At 37.4% G+C, this 21,421-nt stretch carries 22 protein-coding genes; all 22 read right to left on the minus strand.

All coding sequences use genetic code 11. From position 1 onward, the window contains the following. A complete protein-coding gene (locus tag Q0162_RS11980; protein WP_106098041.1) occupies nucleotides 1-1,848 on the minus strand; it encodes a phage baseplate assembly protein V in 1,848 nt (615 codons plus the stop codon). A 46-nt stretch (nucleotides 1,849-1,894) separates the two neighbouring features. Then, a complete protein-coding gene (tssD, locus tag Q0162_RS11985) occupies nucleotides 1,895-2,284 on the minus strand; it encodes a type VI secretion system tube protein TssD (protein ID WP_009412186.1) in 390 nt (129 codons plus the stop codon). Between the two features lie 109 nt (nucleotides 2,285-2,393). Then, entirely contained in the window at nucleotides 2,394-2,780 is a 387-nt protein-coding gene (tssD, locus tag Q0162_RS11990) for a type VI secretion system tube protein TssD (RefSeq protein WP_009744733.1), read from the minus strand. 43 nt (nucleotides 2,781-2,823) lie between these two features. Continuing rightward, entirely contained in the window at nucleotides 2,824-3,210 is a 387-nt protein-coding gene (gene tssD, locus Q0162_RS11995; protein WP_009412188.1) for a type VI secretion system tube protein TssD, read from the minus strand. A gap of 160 nt (nucleotides 3,211-3,370) precedes the next feature. Beyond that, nucleotides 3,371-4,732, minus strand: coding sequence for a DUF5458 family protein (locus tag Q0162_RS12000; protein ID WP_016421282.1), 1,362 nt, complete (start codon nucleotides 4,730-4,732; stop codon nucleotides 3,371-3,373). Between the two features lie 30 nt (nucleotides 4,733-4,762). Then, nucleotides 4,763-5,215, minus strand: coding sequence for a hypothetical protein (locus tag Q0162_RS12005; protein ID WP_016421283.1), 453 nt, complete (start codon nucleotides 5,213-5,215; stop codon nucleotides 4,763-4,765). Nucleotides 5,216-5,515: 300 nt separating this feature from the next. Further along, nucleotides 5,516-7,348: a type VI secretion system baseplate subunit TssF gene (locus Q0162_RS12010; RefSeq protein WP_106098042.1), complete on the minus strand. Its 1,833-nt coding sequence runs from the start codon at nucleotides 7,346-7,348 to the stop codon at nucleotides 5,516-5,518. A 26-nt stretch (nucleotides 7,349-7,374) separates the two neighbouring features. Next, entirely contained in the window at nucleotides 7,375-7,809 is a 435-nt protein-coding gene (locus Q0162_RS12015; protein WP_106098043.1) for a GPW/gp25 family protein, read from the minus strand. Continuing rightward, a complete protein-coding gene (locus tag Q0162_RS12020; protein ID WP_106098044.1) occupies nucleotides 7,806-8,504 on the minus strand; it encodes a hypothetical protein in 699 nt (232 codons plus the stop codon). Before Q0162_RS12020 ends, Q0162_RS12015 begins: the two co-directional genes overlap by 4 nt. 8 nt (nucleotides 8,505-8,512) lie before the next feature. Then, nucleotides 8,513-9,046: a hypothetical protein gene (locus Q0162_RS12025; RefSeq protein ID WP_106098045.1), complete on the minus strand. Its 534-nt coding sequence runs from the start codon at nucleotides 9,044-9,046 to the stop codon at nucleotides 8,513-8,515. Between the two features lie 8 nt (nucleotides 9,047-9,054). Then, the gene (tssO, locus tag Q0162_RS12030; protein WP_016421288.1) at nucleotides 9,055-9,573 is read right to left on the minus strand and encodes a type VI secretion system TssO; all 519 of its coding nucleotides are present in this window, start codon (nucleotides 9,571-9,573) and stop codon (nucleotides 9,055-9,057) included. A gap of 29 nt (nucleotides 9,574-9,602) precedes the next feature. Further along, nucleotides 9,603-10,742, minus strand: coding sequence for a hypothetical protein (locus Q0162_RS12035; RefSeq protein ID WP_297892104.1), 1,140 nt, complete (start codon nucleotides 10,740-10,742; stop codon nucleotides 9,603-9,605). An 88-nt stretch (nucleotides 10,743-10,830) separates the two neighbouring features. Further along, the gene (locus Q0162_RS12040; RefSeq protein ID WP_297892107.1) at nucleotides 10,831-11,349 is read right to left on the minus strand and encodes a hypothetical protein; all 519 of its coding nucleotides are present in this window, start codon (nucleotides 11,347-11,349) and stop codon (nucleotides 10,831-10,833) included. Further along, nucleotides 11,315-13,249, minus strand: coding sequence for a hypothetical protein (locus Q0162_RS12045; protein ID WP_297892109.1), 1,935 nt, complete (start codon nucleotides 13,247-13,249; stop codon nucleotides 11,315-11,317). The genes Q0162_RS12040 and Q0162_RS12045 overlap by 35 nt, the downstream gene beginning before the upstream one ends. A 4-nt stretch (nucleotides 13,250-13,253) precedes the next feature. Further along, the gene (locus Q0162_RS12050; protein ID WP_106098048.1) at nucleotides 13,254-14,261 is read right to left on the minus strand and encodes a LysM peptidoglycan-binding domain-containing protein; all 1,008 of its coding nucleotides are present in this window, start codon (nucleotides 14,259-14,261) and stop codon (nucleotides 13,254-13,256) included. Nucleotides 14,262-14,284: 23 nt separating this feature from the next. Further along, a complete protein-coding gene (locus Q0162_RS12055; RefSeq protein ID WP_129588211.1) occupies nucleotides 14,285-15,223 on the minus strand; it encodes a TssN family type VI secretion system protein in 939 nt (312 codons plus the stop codon). Between the two features lie 14 nt (nucleotides 15,224-15,237). After that, the gene (locus Q0162_RS12060; protein ID WP_297892115.1) at nucleotides 15,238-16,197 is read right to left on the minus strand and encodes a type VI secretion system baseplate subunit TssG; all 960 of its coding nucleotides are present in this window, start codon (nucleotides 16,195-16,197) and stop codon (nucleotides 15,238-15,240) included. Next, nucleotides 16,197-16,838 carry an NlpC/P60 family protein gene (locus Q0162_RS12065; RefSeq protein WP_106098051.1) on the minus strand — a complete coding sequence of 214 codons (642 nt, stop codon included), beginning with the start codon at nucleotides 16,836-16,838 and terminating at the stop codon, nucleotides 16,197-16,199. The genes Q0162_RS12060 and Q0162_RS12065 overlap by 1 nt, the downstream gene beginning before the upstream one ends. Nucleotides 16,839-16,939: 101 nt before the next feature. Next, entirely contained in the window at nucleotides 16,940-19,408 is a 2,469-nt protein-coding gene (locus Q0162_RS12070) for an AAA family ATPase (protein ID WP_106098052.1), read from the minus strand. Between the two features lie 25 nt (nucleotides 19,409-19,433). Continuing rightward, entirely contained in the window at nucleotides 19,434-19,889 is a 456-nt protein-coding gene (locus tag Q0162_RS12075; RefSeq protein WP_129588212.1) for a hypothetical protein, read from the minus strand. A 1-nt stretch (nucleotide 19,890) separates the two neighbouring features. Next, nucleotides 19,891-20,670, minus strand: a complete 780-nt coding sequence (locus Q0162_RS12080; RefSeq protein WP_106098054.1) for a hypothetical protein — start codon at nucleotides 20,668-20,670, stop codon at nucleotides 19,891-19,893. Nucleotides 20,671-20,675: 5 nt separating this feature from the next. Then, complete coding sequence (locus Q0162_RS12085; RefSeq protein ID WP_106098055.1) at nucleotides 20,676-21,404, minus strand: DUF4280 domain-containing protein; 729 nt, start codon at nucleotides 21,402-21,404, stop codon at nucleotides 20,676-20,678. Nucleotides 21,405-21,421: the final 17 nt, after the last annotated feature.

Raw genomic sequence — 21,421 nt, forward strand, 5'->3', positions numbered from 1 at the left:
TTATAGTTTTGACTTTTCTCCGCTATTGGTCTTTATCTGTTCTTTTGCATTTCTTTTTATGTTTTTCTCAGAAATAGTTTCAATTCCTTCTCCACTATTTAGCATAGTTTTCCCTTTTTTTGTTTCACTATGCAAATCACCCTCAATCACCTCAGTTAAAGCACCATTCACATATACAAACATATCCCCACAAATATCACTTCTCTTAGCCTTTCCAGCCGTTTCGGTGATATTTACACTGGCATCTAAATCAATGCTATCACTTGCTTTTAAGTTGATGTTCTTAGCAGTGATATTAATTGTCTCAGGAGCAGAAATCTCAATGTTTTTTCCTTGAGTATCTAACTTAATCACATTGCCATTCTTGTCAGTAAGCAGGATACTCTCATCTTCAGTAAAGATGAGCTTATGTCCACTTTTGGTGTGAATTGCCTTTACACGGTTATCAGCATTGTGATACCCACTCTTTGCCTCACCATTATAATGCGCTCCAAGCACAAACGGACGTTCGGCATTGCCTCCTTCAAAATCTATCATTACCTCTTCACCTATTTCAGGGATAAAATAAAAACCTTTACCACCTCCTGTATAAGGTTGCACTACACGTATCCAAGGGGTCATTTCATTGCGTTTTGCCTGCCATAAGAATTGCACGCGTACACGTCCTATTCCTAAAGGATCGTTGTTGTCTTTTACAATTGCTGGTTGCTGCTCACTGCGAGGAAAAGCATTCTCATCAAAATCAGCAGGCGTACGCATCATCGGGATACCCTCAAAGGAATTGTAATACTCCATACCACTGTGATAATGTGATATTTTTACCACCCTATAAGTCTCCATTGCACGTGCATTAATATCAGTAAGACACGCAAAGGTATTCATCCTGAGACGCGGGTCACGGCTTTGTCCTTTTACTTTGAGCAACAATTCGCGTTTGTCTTTCTCTAAGCGTACTACATCCTCTAAATCTATACTTGATTGCTCTAATGAAGTAGCCGAGTGATATTTTTGAGGGATCTTTTTATAGATTTTTTTAGAAGCATTCTTTGCATCAGTTTGTATAGGGTTATTCTTATACTCATTAGCAGCATCTCGTGAGTCATTATTTTCAGATGTTCCTTGATGTATATTATAGTTTATATACTGAAAATCCTGTGGTTTTACCTCTAAGAAGAACTCTTCATCAATCAGGTTCAGGTTCTCACCTAATTCAATGGTCTCTTGGAGTTTATTGCCAAAAATAAGTTTACTGCCATCATAATAAAAGTATTCTCCGTAATACTTAGCCAAACGACAAATAAAGTCGTAGTCAGACTCTTGGTATTGTACCGTATAAGGAAGCGTCCTTGTGGTATTCACCCCTGCTGAGGTATCCACTTTTGCGGACTCATCATACTCCTGGGTAGCCGCTGCAACGATTTCTTGTAGTGTTTTATTCTCATAAGATTGACATTCCTTACCGCTATCTAAGAGAATGCTTGGTGCATTGCCTGAGATATAGAGCGTGCCATAGCCGCCTCCTGTCTTTCGTTTACAATGAATCTTAGTGATAATTCCCGAGAAGTGTTGTACTACCTTGCCATACTGATAAAACTTAATGGTAAGAGGATCGCCAAGCAGATCGCGAGAGTGCTCCATAATGTATTCGTGGAACTTATCAAACGAGTCCTCTGGGGTTTCAATGGTAAAGGTATCGTGCTGGCAATTGTATTGGTGTAGCTCTACTTTATAGCTTTCTTTGGCTAAGAAATCTTTGCCATTGGAACTGAGCAGACAATAAACCACAGGATTGGTCTTATCATTAAGAAACTCTGTAAAACTTTTTAATTTGAAATCTTTTAACTCCATAAAAAAATGCTCTTTAAGATATTAGTATTAGTAATTTAAAATAGCTTTATCCTCTCCACATCTTATTGTGAGCTACCCCACCTACATCAAATCCTTGTGCGATGAGTCGTATTTCTATCTGCAAAGGCTCAGTACCTTGCGCATCAAAATGTTCTTTGTATTTAATACAAAAAGCTTTTTTGAAAAGCACTTCTTGGAGCTTACTCATAGCATCTCTACGGTAAAAAATAATTTTACCATCTTTAGTTTGGTTGTGGTCTAACATCCAATTGAGCAGTTCAGGTGTTCCTGTACTCTCTACTCTAATGGATATTTCACCACCATAAGGCATTCCCTTGGGTTTACCTGTTTCATCAATATTTTGAGTGAAATCGTATTCACACTCCAAAACATTGTAAGTCTTATCATCTAATTCTAATTTTGCAAGAAACGACATAATCTAATCTTTTTATTTTTGAGTTGTTCTATTAATACTTTGTATCTTTATTTATTGTATACTTGTAGAAAGAGCAGGTATGAACTGCTCACACCTGCTCTCTATACTTCTAAACCCATTCGTTCTCAAACGCACCTGTACCCATCTCTATCTTACGAGCAGAGATTGTGAAGGATTCCGTCAGAGGTTTTTGTCCTGAAGCCTCAAAGTTCTCTCTGTGCTTTACCAAATACCCCTCAGTAAATTTGAGTTCTTTAAGCGTTGCCTCGCTATCTCGTTTTAAGAAGACGATACTGCCGTCTTTTCTCTCAAACGAATTAACCATCCACTCAAAAAACTCAGGCGACTCAGTGCCTTCAATCTCTATGTCAATCTTACCTCCTCGGGCAACACTTGACGGTCTTCCTGTTGCGTCTGTCTCTTGGAACAACGCGTAGCTCACTTTAAGGATGTTAAACTCCTTGCCTGCTACTTTTAATTTTGCCTTAAAAGCCATAATTTTAGAAAATTAAAGAGTTAATAAAATAAATTACCTAATGCTACACCCACTCGTTGACGTGTTTGCCTGTGCCAAGCTCAATCTCTTTAGCTGAAAGCGTAAAGGTTTCTTTAAGAGGTTGATTTCCTGTAGCATCAAAATCTTCTTGGTACTTAACAATATAAGCCTCTTTAAACTTCAACTCTTTTAAAGTTGCCTCACTGTCTCGTTTTAAGAAGACGATACTCCCATCCTTTCTTTCAAAAGAATTGGTCATCCACTCAAAGAGGTCGGTATCCCCTGTACTTTCCACAGTGATGTGGATCTTTCCACCTCTTGAGATACTTGATGGTCTGCCTGACGCATCGGTTTCCTGTAACATTCCGTAGTCTACGGAAAGAATGTTGCGCTCTTTACCCGCAACCACTAATTTTGCTTTAAATGCCATGTTAAATATATTTTAAAATTTAAATACTTAATACTACCAACTATGGAAAATATATTTTGCCTTCTTTCTCTCCTTACTCTCTATTAATTTTCAATTGGCTTTTCTTAATTTATCATCTTAATTACAATAATTATGTATATTATATATTTTTGATTCTTCTTTAATTCTGTGCATATTCTACATCCCACTCGTTGCCATCATCACCCTTTTGTCCATCCATCTTAATGAGGAAGTTCTTTGCTGGGAAGTAGGGGGTCATATGAATATCCAAATGGATTTTGTCTTTTTGTATAGCATCTTGCTCAAATCGCTTGATTTCAAACTTTTCAATCAGCTTATAAGGACCTGTGATGCTATCTAAAAAGCGAACTATCTGTCCCATAATCTCCTTACGGGTTACTGAGGAATAGTTCTCAAAAGCGCGTCTGTTCAAGAAATCCATTAGTACTTTGGTTACATAATCAAACACACGTACCACTGAGTAGGTCTGCAAACCTATATTATCCCCATTGAATAAGGTTTTGGCTGAAAATGCCATTACCTTGCCGTATTCATTGACCATCGGGATAAGTCCCAAACTCTCTAAGTTCGCGATCTCACTCTTCTTAAGGTCAAACTTCACCCCTTCTACTTCATTGATACCCCCAAATTTCTTACCCGCTGTTACCTGAGACATCAATGTCTTGTAAATCTTACCAGCCAAAGCTGCTGAAGGGGGTACAAATAAATCATCTGCTTCTTCTATTTCTTCAAAACGCCCACGACCTACAAGCCAATTACAAGTCATCAGTACATTAGAGCGGTATACATCTCCTCCTGTGTGGTTTGCCTCGTCAAACATTTCCATTACATCATCTGGTTCATCCAAGTGTTGGAAGTCGGTAACGAGCATTACCTTATTGCTATGTGCTATTTTAGCCCATTTCTCAAGTACTGCATTAGAACCTAAGTAACCTGGTATAACCAAGATAGAGTAGTTGTTTTTAAGGTCTAATCTATCGTAATTATCAGTAAGTTCTGCGTGGACAGCATCAATAAAACGGGTGTTGTCTAAATCTTTTAACTGGTCAAGAGTAGCATTGACAATCGTTACATTCTTAACCTTATCTTCTTCGGTGTTTTTATAGAATAGGGCTACTGTACGATAGTTAGCTTCTAATTCTTTGGTGGCGTCTACAGCATAAGCCAAGTTCTTTGTGAGTAATTCCTCAGAGGCTTTTTTCTGATCCTCACAAGAGGCAACCATATCAGTGATTGTTTCATTATCGCTAAGTACATTGAGCCATAACTCTAAAGTTTTTTTCAAGGTCTCGCGCTCTTTGGCTTTGTTAGCCTCTGATAAAAAGATATTTCTACGCGCTTTGCGCTCAGGATTTACATTTTGGATATTCTCAATAGAACTCTCTAAAAGGTCAAATCCGCCATAGCGTGCTAAAGCCTCAATGGATTTTTCTATTGAAACAGGTTTCCCTTGTTGCGCTAAGGGAGCACCTTGTGTTTGTTTAGCTGCATTATCTGCCATTGTTTCTAATATATTAAATTAATCACTAAACTATTTCTTTTCTTCTAATTCACCAATTAGTCCCTGCAAGGTACTGAGCAGCGCCGCCTTGGCTTCAGGGTCTTCTAAAGCTGCCTTGAGCACTTTATTGCTCTTGAGTTGCTTGACAATTTTCTGCAATTGGTCTTTTTCTGTCTCTAAACCTGTAAGAAAGCTACTTTGCGCTGTAATGCCTTTTACTCCGAAATCTCCCAGATTAGCAAAAGAAAGCGTTTCTTTCTTCATTGCCCCTTGGGCATCCTCAAAATCTATATTTACGTGTGGCTTAAAATGTTCAAACACTTTTTCAACAGTAGTAAGCCCTTCTACCAGCTCTGGCTTGATGGGGTCATCTGCTGTTAGCTTTTGTGCTATCAGGGTTCTATTCTGAGGAATGTCTGCAATTGCCTCATTGGCATCTAAGGGGACTTCATTTCCGCCTATACCTTTACTGCTAACTGCCATAGTATTTATGTATTAAGTTAATATTGTTTCTTTATTACGCTTCTTCGCACCTACTTTCCCATTCAAATCCAAGAATGGATAAATCTATAGATGCATCTCGGTGCAAAACTACGCAATATTATTTAACACACAAGAGCTTTTATCAAGTTTAACAAAACTTTAACAGATTCGTGAGTTTTTTTGTGATATTCCACCATCAAAAGTAGATAACTCGCAAACCTATATACATCTTATATACGGAATTTACATACATAGTGTTTATATAGTGTGCATATAAGCTATTGGGTGAGGGGAGAGTTCTTACCCCCTCTCAAAAAGTCGATAGGGGTACATATTAGCAGAGGCGTTTTTTAGCTTTAGCATAAAACTCTCTTTAAGGTAGTCCCATTCTTCTCTCTCCATATTCTTTACAGTATCACTCTTTGTAAGGTAGATGTCTATAGTACGGCTAAAGCCTTGGGTAGTAGATACTTCTTTCTTAGTGCCTTTTGTTACCTCAATGGCGGTTATAGCACTCTTAAAATGGCTCATCCCAAAAGCTTCTATATCCGCGATGGTTACTATCCTACCGCGTGAGAGCAAGGCACTTCTTAGCTCTAAGAGTTTTTCCTCAGAAGTGAGTCTATTTCTACCGCCTACTGAGGTTTTTAGGATAGTAGCAGGTGCTGTAAAATAAGAAGTTTGAGTAGGTGGGCTACATTTTGTTCCTGCTCTTAGTCCATTGCCTTCCGCTCCTGAGGTATGCCAGAAAGCTACCTCACAGTTATTTTGCTCTTCGCTCTTAGTAGTGGAAATGATAAGATATGTATTGTTATCCTTTACGATACCTTGTTTATCTTTTCTCTGCTCCAAAGAGGCTATATGCTGAAAAATCTCTTTTAGCACATCCTTAGTGTAATCGCCTCCAACAGCAGCAAAGGCTGCAGCTTCATTTTTTATAACCTCTAAAAGGTATTGCAATAGCTCGGTTGCCTCTCTGTTGTCAAGTCGGGCAACTCCTCCTCGTCTGACCACTGCAACGGTATCTTGCTCTTTGCTTTGGTGGTTTTTTAAGTCAATTCTATTCTGGTAGCTATCAATAATATAATCAATATCCAAAAAGTGATGCTCTGTGGGTAATGGAAATATATTAAGACTTCCTTTGAGTATTTGTGAGAATTTTCTGTGTTCTATGTTGATGACAGGCACACAATTGAGCATAAAGCGGACACTGCGAAAAACCTCTGAGTGTACTACCGTGGAGAACACTAATTTAATCCACTGAATGTTTTCCTTGATCTGCTCTTCTATATTAGGAAAATGACTATATAACTGAGATACCACTTCTTCATCTCTATCTGAATTAATAGGTTCTAATACACCTTTAAGGGTATAGAAATTAGGCTGATAGAATTGATTGACCTCATTGTATATAGAGGTTAATGAGTTATTATTTTTGGTAATGATATGCTCTAAATCAAGGTGTTTATCTGCAACATTGTATCCATTGAGTAGCGTAAACTTCTTGTTTTGAGCACTTACAGTAGCTAATTTTAAATAGTGATAGAAGAGTTCTTTATGTTCATTGTTGTTCACATTGATAAAAAACTGAAGGTCTTCCAAAGGTTCATTATTGGTATTTTCTATTCCAATCCATAGCTCACCTACTGGGAGTGGTTTTATTCCTTTGGCTATTTGCTCATCAAAGAAAAAGCTCTCTTGTTCTATCAGTTCATTGCCATAAGCGATATATTTTACTTTGGCAGTAGTGAGTTTTAAGGGAATCGTTGGAAAAAAAGTGATATCTATTTCTTTAGTATCTTGAGGGTTATAGATATCTTGAACTCTTTTCTTTGTTGCAAAGCTGTTATATAATGAGATAGGCTTGTTGTTTTGGGAAGGGTATACTTGCAAGATTGTATGTGCAGGGAGTGCCCCAGCAACTTCTTCAGGGAACATCACCTCTAAAATGCGGTCTATAATCCTTGCGCGTGAGTTTTCTTGTTCAAAGCTGAGTTTTTCAAGTTCTGAGGCGCAAGCCGAAATCAGTAGTCCCACCAAAGGGTCAAAGGAGTTTTCTGTTTCGCTCTCACTATAGCCCCACATACGTGAGGCACGTCTTAATATGCGGTCTCTTATTCTATCTTGATTCATCTTTAATTCATTTTTAGATGTGTTTATTAATAAGACAAAGGTGCTATAAACAAGTGTGTTCTATACTCATAAGGGTTGTTAGTCTCTCTTATAAATCCTTTGATATAGATTATTACTTTCTTCTTTGTACGGGTCTTTTCTAAGGTACTCAGGTTTTGATTGGTTACCTCTACTTCAACCTCTTGCACGAATAGACGTTTTTCGTATCGCTGTATAGCTTCTTTTAAACTCTCTTTTACCAAGAGTTTTAGGTTGGCATCACTTTTAAGCATATCAAAGTCTGCTTCCCAAAAGCCTATGCCAAAGCCTTCATCAAACTTACACTCTCCCCAAGCTGTGGTAGCCAGTAGGAAGAGTTGCTGGTCAATGGAGGTCTCTAACGTGGTCTTAGCAAGGTCGCGCTTCTCTATCAGTGCCTTGAAGTCTATGGGGGTTTTGTAGTAAGTGCCTTTCATCATCATAAATATATTTTCTTTTTTATCTGTCCCTTTTGGGTGTACTCTATCTCTTTGGTGAGTTGTTTGCGCTTGATAAGCTGCAATTGTACCTTGGGGGTGAGTTTGAGTAGCTGCTCGCGGTAGTGTATATCGCCGATAAAACTCTGTCCATCATGCGTATCTACAATGATAAAGAAGTAATCCACATCATTGGGCTTTTGAAAGTTTTCAATATCACCAGCATATAAGAGAACAGTTTGTCCCTCGTGAGTAAAAGTATAAGAGAGGCTGTCTTCGGTCTTCCTTCGGTATTTGCTTAGTGTGTATTCAGTGATACCGTCCTTGTCGGGTTCAAAGCAGATATTCTCATACAAATAGGAAGTCGTATCAAAACGCTTGATGCCTATAAACGAAAGTAGGCTTTTATGCTGCTTTTCTTCTGTAAAGTGAGGAATATCCCTTGTTATCTGAAACACCTTTATCTCTTCTGTTTTATCATCGGTTATAGTGAGTTTGTAGGTAGGCACTTCTAATAAAGTACCGTTTATATTGAGCTGCACACTGCCTGCTTCCTTATCTGAGATAAGCATACTGATGGTATGCTGTTTAAATCTGCTTTCCTCACGTACTACCACTACCTCCTCACCCGCATCGCTCTTGTTTAATGCCAGCGGGTTTTCACTCATTCGGATATTTAGGTCAAGTTCCATAAAGGACATAACGGCTCTTAATTAGTGGTTAAACGATAGTAATAAAGGCATTTTAAGTGTTCTTTGAGTTCTTTATCTCCACCTTCTCCCAGATAGAACTCGTACACTTTTTGGAATGAATACACTAAAATCTTTGTAATCTTATCATTACGCATCTTTTTAAGCTCTGAGCGGCTTAGTTGTCTTACAAAATAACCATCACAATTGAGTGGATACTGATTCTTAAGGCTTATCATCTCTCCTGACTCAAAATAGACATCTACAATCTTTTCCTTTTTCAGACAAGTGGAAGGGGCAAGTATATTCAAAAATAGGAAGATACTATTCTTCCTCTTTCCTAATTGCAAAGCGGCGTAAGTGTACTCCTCATTGTCCACTCTCAGGTACATAGGAGGGACATTTACATACGGCAAGCCGTTTAATTTGGTTTTAGGTTGACTGACATCGCACTGTTCCATCACCTTAGGTTGTGGCAAAGGTAAGGACTGTGCTTTTGTGGTAAGCCAACTTAAAAGTGCAAAAGCTATAGCGATATACGTTCTCTGTGGCATTGGCTTACTTACTGATTTTGATATAGTTGCTTACAAACCTCTAAGTCTACTTTCATCTTATCGTATTCCTCTTGTAGGATCTGATTGATGTCGTTTAGGCTATCCAACAAAACCCTATCAGCAGTAAGTTTTTTGATGTGCTTTTTAGCATCAATATACTGCTTACAAATAAGAATGGTGTTGTTGTACATATTCTTATTGGTCAGTGTATCACTCTTCAAGAAAGGCTTATACATATCTGTCAAAATAGAAAAAGCTAATTTCTCATTGAAAAAATCGTCTTTAAGATTGGATACCCCAATGGAGTCCATCGCGACTTTTACCTTCTCTAAATCAGCAGCGAAATGGTTTTGTATGGCGATATCCTTTTCCAACTTGGCGTTCTTCTCCTTAAGCAATTTGTTTTCCTCAAAAGGGAAGTGCACATTGGCAAACATCGCTACCACCACAATGGTAACTGTGAGGACAAAAAAGAGGACGAAAAACCAATAGGCTTTTGTGCGTTGTTCTTTATTGACTATTTCCATAGTATTTATAACTTTAATTATTTAACAAATTAATCTACCAATAGGCTGCGGGTACGCCTTACTATATCTTGATTTTCATTGGTTGTTTCAGCCACAAATATACCGCCATCAGGTTTTTTACCGATATAATCCAAGCGGCTTAGGTTGTTGTACAAGTCTTCTATCAAGTCCATAAACTCTTCTGCTACTTTGATATGCTTGCGGATATGGTTGTGGTTGTAGTGGGTGTTGATAAGGGTATTGAATACCTGCTCAAAAGCACCTTGGGTAAGGTTGCACCACTCAGAAAAATAGTTCAGCAGTTCCTCTTTGCCTGCGCCTGAATGAGCATCTGTAAAGTTCTTCACAATACGTGCAAAGGCTGTTACTGAAAGCAGTAATTCGCAAGGTGGGTTATAAGGCGACAGCAGTTCAAAACGATTGATTTCCTGCCCTAAAAACACCAACATACGCTCATTTATCTTGTCTATCATTGCTGATAGCTCGTTATTCTGCTTTTTGATATGGATCTTTTGTGAGATTTGTATGGCATAGTTCTCCATCTTAGCATAAAAGCTACGAATGCGATGGTAGAGGGTTTGTAAGGAAGGATGTGCTATCACACAGCTGCAAGGGGGTATATAGGTATCGTCCAAACGCACTTGTCCATTGTCCATAATCACCCTACCTATCATAAGGTAACCATCACCCAAATCCTTATTCTTTAATTCTTCATCTGTATAGAGGTAAAGGGAGTAGGTAGGGCGCAAAAAAGGAATACGCGGTGGGTATTCTTGTGCCGCTGCCTCTCCGTAAGGAGTTGGTTTAAACAATTCAGCGGTGATAAACACGAAGAAGGTGGCATTACCCTTCATCTCTGTCATATCCTTGCTTAGCGTTAAGGTTTGTCCTTCTTGTGAGGCACTGATTTGTATACGTATTCCATTAGGAGTAACAGCGTGGCATTCTTCAAGGGTTAGTTGCAGCTGATTGTAGTGATCCATCAGCACGTGCATCTTTACCGCATCGCCTTCCACTGGCTGTAAGCCGTAGTTAAGGTCTGTGGTTTGCAAGGCTATGGCATCTCTAATGCTGTCGGTAACAAAGTCCTGCACAGCAGTAAAATGCCTGCTGCTTAGCTTCATTCCGTCTATCCAATTCACAAGATAATGGGTGAGTAGATTGTTCATTGTTCTATCTTGTTAATTTTGTTGCAAAGGTAAGGTTTTTTATAGAAATATAGATTCTATTTTTTTTAGAACATAACTGAGATATAAATCATGGTATCAACTCTGCTTTTACTTTTCTCACACTATTACTCTTTAAAGAATCTATTAAAATATAAGTCGTATCTCTATCCTTTCTATATAAAATACCTTTTTTTTCATTATAATTAAAATAAAAAGTATCTTGAGTTTCTGGATAATACATCATTTGTAAGTAATAGATTAAAAGAGAATCTTGTTGGGAAACCCTTTCTATTTTCCACTCATGTGGTTCCATAATATTCCAACCATCAATAAGCATTGAGTCAGTAAAAATAATTTTAGCCATATCATAATCGTCTTCAAGATATGGGTATATTAAGAGCCTCAATTCCCCATTCTCCTCTTTTTTATCTAAATAATAAAACTTTTTGTTCGCTAGTGGATTGTTTATTTTGGTATCAGATTCGATACTTAATGATTCATTTAGTGGATCTTTTTCAGTGTTATTATTAACAACATTTTCACAAGAACTCACTGTCCCTATTAAAAATAAACTAATAAGTAATAATTTCATTTTTTGTTTTTTCATTTGTTTTTTCATTTGTTTTTTTGTTTATTATTTCTTCTGTTATTTTTCTTCTATTTCGTCTTATTTGTGTTATTGTATATTCTTTTGAATTATGTGTTTTAGAGGCTGTAAATATTCCATCTTCTTGTTTTTCAAAAAACCAATCGTTATCTCCTTTTGAAGAACCTACATCCCAAAATCTGTATTTTATACTACCATTATCACATTCTCTTCCTACTATAACAACATAATGATCTGTTGTGGTTTCATTGATGTAATCTTTGTATTTTTTACCTTCTTTATCTATTTTATCCTTCGGTTTATAATTAAATGTATGATTCACACCAACCATAACAGGAAGTCCATGTTCCAAGGATTTATCTAAATATTCATAAGCTTTATTTATTTTTTCTATATCTCTAAAAATTAATTTATTTCGTTCTTTGTTTTCATCAGCTAACTGAAACTCACACTCATACCATTTATTATTAGGATAAGCTTTAGATTCTATTCCAGCTCCTTCTGGCATAATTACTGTTGTTGTTACGACTTGTTTGTTTTCATCTTCATCTTTTTTCACTTCCTTTATACCGCTTAAAATTTCTCTACAAGTTAGATTACAATTTAAGTTCCCTTTTCCTTGAGGTTTAAATTTTATCTTACTACGTAAATCAATATGCTTTTTATGACAATATGGGCAAGCCCCTTCTTCTAATGGTTCTTCTTTCTTTTCTTCTTTCTTTTCTTCTTTCTTTTCTTCCTTCTTTACTTCTCCAACCTCTACTTTTACAGGGCTTTTACCATATTTGACTTCTACATCTTCATATACAAGTTCAAAAGGTTTACTTTTCTTGCTATCTCTAAAAGTATGTACCTCTATGGAGTAGTTCTGACTTTCAGAATCTCCTTCCCAGAGATACTTACCTCGTTCAAAAAATTCTTTATCAACTGTTATTTTATTACAATAATATTGATCTTCCCATAAATAGAAAAGACCACTTTGATATACAGGATCGTCTTCTTCCATTCTTTCCTTTTTTGTTTTACCATCTTTCTCCCAAATAGTATACTTGACGGCAGCTCCTATCATACCTGTAGACTCTATACATACTTGAATGACATCTCCAACTTCTATTTTAGTGATTTTATTTTTATCCTTATCAACAAAATAAGCCTTTTGTATTTCTCTTTTTACCTGAACCTCATTACTATGTTTTTCTAAAATTCCAAAACTTGCAGTTACACAAAACTCGTGTTCTGTACCTTCACCATTTGCTCCTTGTGGTAAATAACGATTTGCAAGATATTGTAATGTTTTCTGATGGGTTATTAAGGGGATTCTTAACCTTGCTATGTTATCAGCTTCAACTTCAGCCGAAAATTCTTTAGTTGAATAACTATGTTTTGAATCATTTTCTTGTTTATCATTTTCCCATAGATGAAAATGTATCTTTTTTCCCTGTAATCCTTGTGTTTTTGCAAAAGCAATCAAAGTGTCTTGATAACTTACTTTTGTTATACTACCTTCACCCTCTTTCATAAGGTGTACTTCTAAAATTTTAGGTTCTATATTATGCCTTGTTGTTACCTTTTCTTCTTCTTTTTTAATCTCTATTTCAAGAGAAGCCTCTTCTGAGAAATTACTTAGCTCAGAATTTTTTTTTTCTTTTACTTTTTCAATATCATATATTTTAATGATAAATGTACCTCCGTCTTTTCCAAAAGATCCAAATTTCATTGGTTTCAATGGTTTTTTATCTTCTTTTATCTCATTAATAAAAGGATTACCATTTCCCTTCTTATAGATACACCATCTATATCTTTTAGAAGTTTTTTCGTCATTTATGGTAACGTAAAAAGTTCCTCCTTTGGTTGTTGGCTTATTTTTTTCATCGAATGTAATTGCTATTTTGTCTGGCATATTTTTAGTGTTTTATAGATTTTAGATTGATACTATTCTTTCTATACAATTTTCCTTCATTATAGAGCGTTATCTCTGCATCTATTTTGAGAAGTTGCTGTGTATCTCTTTGGGTTCTATATGTAATTTCAAAACTACTTCTAATGGGAGTTATATCATCTATAGCTCTAATACCGTCCAACAAATCCCATAGGTTATAATTCCTCTTTAACTCACCCTTTACAATTGTTACAATTTCCTCTTTTTCAAATACCACTTCTGCTTCTAACTCATAAGGAATAAAAGCACTGCCCTGCACAGGGCAAAACTCCTCTTCCCACTTTTCATTGTCCTTATGAAACCACTCCATACGAGGAAAGAGTACCTGATTTAAGAACGACATCTGTAAGCGTTCTATCATATATTCCTTATCTATCAGTTTTTCATAGAAAGCATTGGTATAGCTTTTGGTTAATTTTCCTTCAAAATAACCTTCTATATCAGTACGTTTTTGCCTAAATCGCTCAATGATTTCTCGGTGGTTTTCTATATCTGTGATACCTCCATTTATAGATAGATGGTACTTTAATGGTTGCATCGCCTGCATACAAGCCGTTGCTAACTCGGTGAATTTGGTATCAGCTTCCTCATAAGTTGTATTTACAATCATACTCCACCCTTTCTCTGCTTTCTCCATCTGCAAAGAAAGGGAATAATCTGTTTTTACTTCCTTATCTGAGGTGATGACTACTTCTTTTACTTTATAGTCCTTTGCATAAAACTTCTTATCCAAATAACGGGAAGGACGCTCTAATTCTTTTTGTACAGCCTTTTGATGTCCTTGCAAAATAGCGAGTTCTTCTTCTGAAGGAACTATAATGCGCTCTGTCTTAGAGGTTAGCTTTTGTTCCAATAGTTCCCATAACTCACAACGCATATTGTGATAATGCCGTAAGTCATTTACTGAGATTTGAAGCTTCTCAGCAATCAACTGTAAGGTATCCCCTTTCTTTACCTTGTATATTCTACTCATAAGCGTATCATTTTAGGGTTATACTATTGAAATTCATAGGTTTCTTCCTCTTCCTCCTCTTCTTTAAGTTTATTGTCTACGCCTTCTTTTCGTATACAGAATATTACACTGTTCTCAACGATGTTATTGGAAAGAAGTGTGCCATCAGGGATAATAAACCGCGTTTTCTCATACCATTTAGGTTGCAAATAGAATATCCAATGACACAAGCCATTGTCATCTTCTGTTTGTATGGGTTCATTAAAGTGTTTTTCGTTGTAGTCTAATACAAAACTGTAGAAAAGTCTCCCAAAATCAATACGTGAGGGTGCTTTAGCTCTAAAAGAACTGAAATTCTCATCTGTTTCTTCCTTCTTTACTACTAAAGAGATGAGTACCAAATCACGCATTTCCTCATCCTTGATACTTCCTCTTTGTTTGTAATCAGCAGGGAACTGCCAAGACTCGTACTCCACAGGAGGTATGCTGATAGCTCTGTTAAAACTGTCATTAAGCAAGGTAGGTACAAAAAACCACAAGAAATGCATCAACATCCAATAAGCAAAGATTACATCATTGAGGAAAGAATAAATAAGCAAGAATGGAATGCTTGCAAAAGCTACTATCAGGATAGCAAAGAGATACTCTGTGAGTGCCTCTTTTGACTCAAACTTCTTAAAGTAGTAGCGGTATAAAAAGCAGTGGAGTATTCCCAGTCCTAATGAAGCTATCTGATAAAAGATAAACTCATATAGGTTGTTGTCTATAAAAAGGCGGCTATAGCCCATCAGAGATACAACTGCATAAACAAATACGGCTGCACTTATATAGATATAGAACTTGGTTTTATACTTTTCCTTAAAACCATCTACCTTTGAGGCAAAAAACATCTTTAAGGCGACGCAGCCCATTATGATAACCAGCACAATGATAATCAATTGCGGGTCAAGTAAGTGTCCAAAGTATTTCTTTATATGGTTCATAGTATATTGTAATATTAATCTGCTTTAATTTCTGTTAGGTAAGTATTGTATCCCAAATAGGAGGGACTTTCTGTTGCATTTAGGGTTGATGACTGCTTTTCCTTGGGCAGTAGCACCTCTGTGGTTACCTCTACCTCCATAGGGAAAAAGTGTCTATAGAAAAACGCCAAAAGCTCCTTAATAGCTCCTTGATGTAGGTACTGAGGTAACTCAGTTTGCTGCAAAGGACCTATTTGCAAGTCCAAATGCTTGGTGTAATCTGTATAATCAGTACCTGCAATCGTATCCAAGCCTAAATAGCAACTCCCAAGTAGGGTATCTTGGGCAGTATCTGCATAGTTGCCATATTCTCTGATATTTACCTTGACCTCTTCACCAATAAGCAGTGATAGTACCTCGCAAGTCTTATCAAGGTCGCCTATAATCTTATGTGCATAGGGTAATATGCTGATAAACTTTGAGGCTAATACTGGCTCAAAGCTCATAGGGACATTCCATAGGGTGTACAGTACATCAGGAGCAAGGGTGCTATTGATTTCTTTTAAGAACGAACTCTCAAAGATTTCAGTTTGTACATTGAATTGAAACAGCTCATTCTCCAAAGGCGCAAAGAATAATCTCGCTGCTTTTTCTTCCTCCTTCTGCTGGCGATACTCCTTAACCATTGTCTCTATACCTTTCTTTGAGGTATCTGCATTCTTGCTGTGTACCATTCCTTCTGGTAAGGTATCATACAGACTATCACGGGAGAGACTTATGTAAAGCATCTGAGTAGCATCGTAGAGATAGTCCTTTACAGAAGCATCCAACACATCAAAGCGATAACTGCGTGAAAACTGCCCTTCTTTCTCTACAATACACTGGTTTTCTTTGATATGTTTGTGTTGTATCAGGTCACTGACAAGGACTTCTGCCTTGATGTCGTATTTCAAAGCAGTGATTTCTTGGGCGATATGTTCTAAGTCTGTTGCCATTACTTTTTTTGCTCTTGTTTTAGTCTCCCAGCAGCTACATAGCGCAACTGAAAATAAGGGTCGTTAAAATCATAGATATTTAACCCTTCCTCAGTGCAGGCTAAGATACGGTCGTTGTGTAGGTATATCCCCACATCTGAGATAGGTTGTTCTTTGGAATATCTGAAAAACAATATATCACCTTCTTTTAAAAAATCCCTTCCTGTAAAGAGCTGTAAAGATTTAGAGCGGAATATACCATCAGCAGTTTTAGGAAAAGTCTCTTTGTAAACATCACTAAATAGTGCTTGTACAAAGTAAGAAGCATCAACGCCTGTTTTCTTATCCAAGCTCTGCGGCTTGTAAGGCGTACCTATCCAAGCATCAATATAAGCGTATAAGGGATAATTGCGTATATCCTGTGGCATCATCTTTAAGATGATGGAATACTTCTCTTTAAGCCGTATTTCCTCATCTGAAAGCTGCTCATCCTTGTAATTGCTTTCTGTGTATTTGGCGTCTATACTGTCCTTATGAGCTTGCGCGGCTTTGCGAAAGCTATCCGTAGAATAATGATAGGGCACCTCACGAATGTACTTACCTGTTGAGCAAGCGGCTGTAAAGATGAGTGCTGATATGTAAATGAGTCTCTTATAGGTCATTGCGGTTTTTGTTCTTATTAAGTTCTTTCTAAGACCTTTACGCGGGGTAAAGATATAAAATATTTTTGAAAATAGATGTTATTTACTTCAATTATTTTCATTTATTTTCTGTTCCACACGATTTTCCCGTCCTGCCAATCCGCTATGATGCTATCGCCTTCTTTAAACTCTCCTGCGATAATCTTTTTGGCTAAGGGACGACGTAGTTTGGCACGGATGACGCCCTTTAAAGGACGTGCCCCGTATTTGATATCATAGCCCTCTTCTGAAAGCTGTTCTTTGGCAGTATCGGTGATTTCTAACTGTATGTTGATATTCTTTACCAAGTCCAACAGCTCTTTCTTTAAGTGTATCTCAAAGATTTTAAGCGCATTCCCCTTGCTGATAGGGGCAAAGGGTATCGTTTCGGTAAGTCGCCCTAAGAACTCAGGACGGAAATAACCACTCATACGCTCTAAAAGCTCAGAAGAAGTAGGGATATTTCCCTTTTCAAAAGACTGTACGATAAACTCAGAGCCTATATTGGAAGTGAAGAGCACAATAGCATTAGAAAAATCACCCTCTTTGCCCAAGCGATCGTGAAGCTTACCCTCATCCATTATCTGTAAGAAGACGTCAAATACCGAGCTATGCGCCTTTTCAATTTCATCAAAAAGCACGATGGCATAAGGCTTTTGGCGTATTTTATTGACTAACAAGCCACCCTCTTCATAGCCTACATAACCTGGTGGTGCGCCATAAAGTAAAGCAGCGGAGTGCTCTTCCTTGAACTCAGACATATCAAAGCGGATAATCGCATTCTCATCTTGGAATAGAAACTCAGCCAACGACTTAGCAAGCTCTGTCTTCCCCGTACCTGTGGGACCTAAAAAGAAGAAAGAACCAATAGGCTGTCCTGCCTTATTTAAGCCTGAACGACTTTCCAAGATAGCCTCAGAGACAATCTCAATGGCGTGGTCTTGCCCTACTACCCGCTGGGCTAATACGTTTTCCATATCATTGAGCCGCTGCTTTTCCTCTTCTTTAAGCTTGCCAATAGGAATGTTGGTCTTTTGAGAGATGATAAAAGCAAGGTCGTATTCAGTGATATGGCTTCGCTTTTCCTTCGCTATGGCTTCGATGCGATCAATAAGACTGCGGCATAGGTTGAGAAGTTCATCAGTAGAGGTGTTTTCAATGGGATTATGCTCGTTCTGTGTTTCACTCTCTGAGCCACTGAGGTTTTGCAGTTTTTGGCATAGGTCTTTATAAAGCCACTGAGCCAGCAATTGGCGGTCTTTTTCGCTGAGGAGCTTTTTGTTTTCTCTTAGCTCCAATACTTTGCCTATAAAATAGTTGCGTTCTTTTAAGAATGACTCCCCTGCTGTTTTAAGCGATGCCATTGTCTGGTCTATCAGGTCAATTGCCGAAGCAGGCAAACTGCGTTCCTTCATAAAACGCTTGGAAAGGCGAATCGCTTCTTTAATGGTCAGGTCGTCAATGCTGATGTTATGGTGCTTTTGATAGTCGGCTAAAGCTTGTTTGAGCATCCTAAAATGAGTGTCGTCATCGCTTTCTTCTAACCTTAAAAGTTCAAACATACCCGATAGTCCCTGTTCTTTTTCTATCTTTTTGGTGTATTCCTCAATGGTAGAGGTCGCAATAAGCCGTAAGCCTTTGGAGAGTTCGCTTTTCAGCAAGTTTGCAATAGAGGAGTCTGAACCTTGTCCGCCCAAAATAGAGTGGATTTCTTCAATAATAAGCACCGCTTTTGGGAGAGCTTTAAGTTCTTGGGCGATGTTCTTTAAGCGGTCTTCAATCTCGCCCTTATAAGAAGCCCCAGCCACGATAGCCCCCATATCCAACTCGAAGACTTCTAAGCCCGCGAGCAGTTCTGGGATTTGCTGCCATACCACTTTCTGGACAAACCCCTCTAAAACCGCTGTTTTACCTACTCCCGAATCACCGATAATCAGCACATTAGGCTTGTTAAAACGGCAAAGTATTTCAATGATTTTGTTGATTTCAGTATCGCGCCCTACTAAAAGGTCTTTTTCTTTTTGAGGTTTTACCTGTGCGTTTTTGTGGATGCAGTATTTTTGTAAGAAGTTGTTTTTCTTTTTTGCTGAGGGTTCGTTAGGAGTGTTGTTAGAGAAGATGGTACCGCTTACGGTTTGGTCTTTCAGGAGTTCAGCACGAGAGACGGGAAAGGTCTTCATTTGGTCAAAGCTAAAAGCTACCCCTGGACTGCTGATTGCTACTATTACCGCAAAGAGGCTTATTTCTTCCTCTAAGAGGCTTTCGGCGACTTCATTAGCCTCTGTGAAGATGGTATCAATCACCTCATCGGGTTCGCAGCTATAAGTGTGTGTAGATTTAGGAAGTTCCTCAAGACGCACTTCTGCCCATTCCTCTAAGTAAAACACATCAATACCCTTTGCCTCTAAACTTTTAAGCAAAGACAAATCGCGGTTGAGCATTGCTTTCAGCAAATGCGCTCCTGAGTAATGAGCGTGGATATGCTCCTTGCCTATCTTTTGGGCTATTTGAAGGGCTTTTTGGACTTCCTGAGTATAGGGCTTTTGTTGCATAGGGTTTTAAAATAAGATATATTAATTATTTAAATTTGTATACATAAATTCTATCATCTTCTTTAGGATAGACCATTATAAGCCTATCTTTTAAAAACACTTCAAAGTTCCTAATTGTATCTTTTCCGTCTATAAGACAATCCAGTTTTCTATTTATTAATATTTTATTACTATACCCCCTATTTTTGAATATAATATTTCCATCACTTTTATTTCTTGTGTGAATAATAAAACCCTCTGCAGCACCATCATATATTTGCAAAATACCTAAACTATCGTAAATAACTTTTTCTTCAACAACATATTTAGTTCCTCTTATCATTTCTATTTTTGATTGTTCAACTGTAATATTTTTTTTCTCAAAAACTCTTTCTCTTTCATAAATAAATATATTTTCTTTTAGCATCTCTAATCTCTTAGAAGTGTTGTTGCAACTAATAAACAACAAAGTGATTGCTACTAAATTTATAATTTTCCTCATCTTATTGATTTTTTAAGGTTCTTAATTCTTCTACTTTACCTCTTTTCTCAACAACCACTTGTATAGCTCTCCCTTCTGCTTGTCCTACAATATATTTTATTGCTGTTTTGTATGCCTTGTTTGCAGGCTCATAATTTTGGTATAAACTGCCTTTCCTTACTCTTTCGGCTTCTGCTGCTGTAGTACTTATTTGAACTTTTGGAACAATTCCAAAACATCCATAAGAACCTGCTAATTTATTTCCTTCAGCACCCTTGAACCAACCTCCTATATGTATCATAACCCCTTTAGCTATGGATAAGTTTTTTCTATAGTCATCAATATTTTCCCCATTCACAAAAGTTTGCATCCTTTTAGTATGAGGTACAGCATTTAGTTCCTCTGAATTATGTTGTCTTAGTGCAAATGCATCTACTCCTGCGCTGGGAGGGTATGCTGTAGGAACAGTAGCGTATAAGTTGACTTTCTCGTCAGCAGGTTCAAAACATCTATTAGATAATGCTATAGTACCGTCTTCTTTTACTCCTCTTGAGTACCAAGAATCTCTTGTAACATTGTATGATGCAATAATTTTTCCTTCTTTTACTACATTCATTTTATAAGTTGGGACAACTATTGATTCATACTTTAATTCAGCAACATCTCCATAGATAAATAAACAAGTATATCCTGTTATTTCAGTGGTTATAACTAACTTTATAGGAGACGTTCCTCCTGCAGCTCTCAGGGTAGCTGTTACGGATTTGCCTGTTTCTCTAAGTGTAATTGTTATTGTTGCCATAGGAGTTATTTTTTAGTGTTTATAACGGTTAGCGGTATTTGTTCTTGAGTGTCATTTGTAAAGGTGTAATCTTTTAATGTGTCATTTTCTAAGATGTTGTCCTTATATTTGAAGTCAAGATCTTTATTGTTGAGGTTAAAATCCATTGTTAGTCCTAATAGATTTTTGCCTTCAATTACTAAATAAATATCTTGCTCATCTTCTCCAAGTTCTATTTTATTACCTTGTAAATCTGTGAAATAGGCTTCTGTAATATCTGGTTTGGTAAGTATATCATTTACAAACTTACTAAAATCCATAAAAGGATTGATCATATCCATTTTAATAGGGTCAGCACTATGTAGATTGCGGTTTGTTATCTCAGAGACTTGTCCGTGGTTGATGATGCTGATGCAGTCTTTGCCACCTATGGGGCAGGTGGCTTTGCTGTCCTCTAAAAGGGGGTGCCCATTGTTTTCCTCATAGGTAACATTCTCATAAGCACCACTCCACTGAGTTACCATTGCCTGACAGGGTTTATAGCCCCCACCTGGCAGTGGTTGCATCTGACATAGTCCAAAGGTGTTTTTCTCAAAAGTAGCTCCTATATCCGCAGTTGTAGCTACCAATTTCTCTTGTGGCTCTTCCTCATTGATGAATGCCTTGGTCTGTGTAAGTACCTTTAACTTATCGGGAGCATTGCCAAATTGACATTGGCAGGTTGCCCCTTGACATACTAAATGTTTCTGTGCCATTTTGCTGTATTTTTAGT

Origin of the sequence: uncultured Capnocytophaga sp. (genome assembly GCF_937936315.1) — a bacterium.
In the GTDB taxonomy this organism is placed as follows: domain Bacteria; phylum Bacteroidota; class Bacteroidia; order Flavobacteriales; family Flavobacteriaceae; genus Capnocytophaga.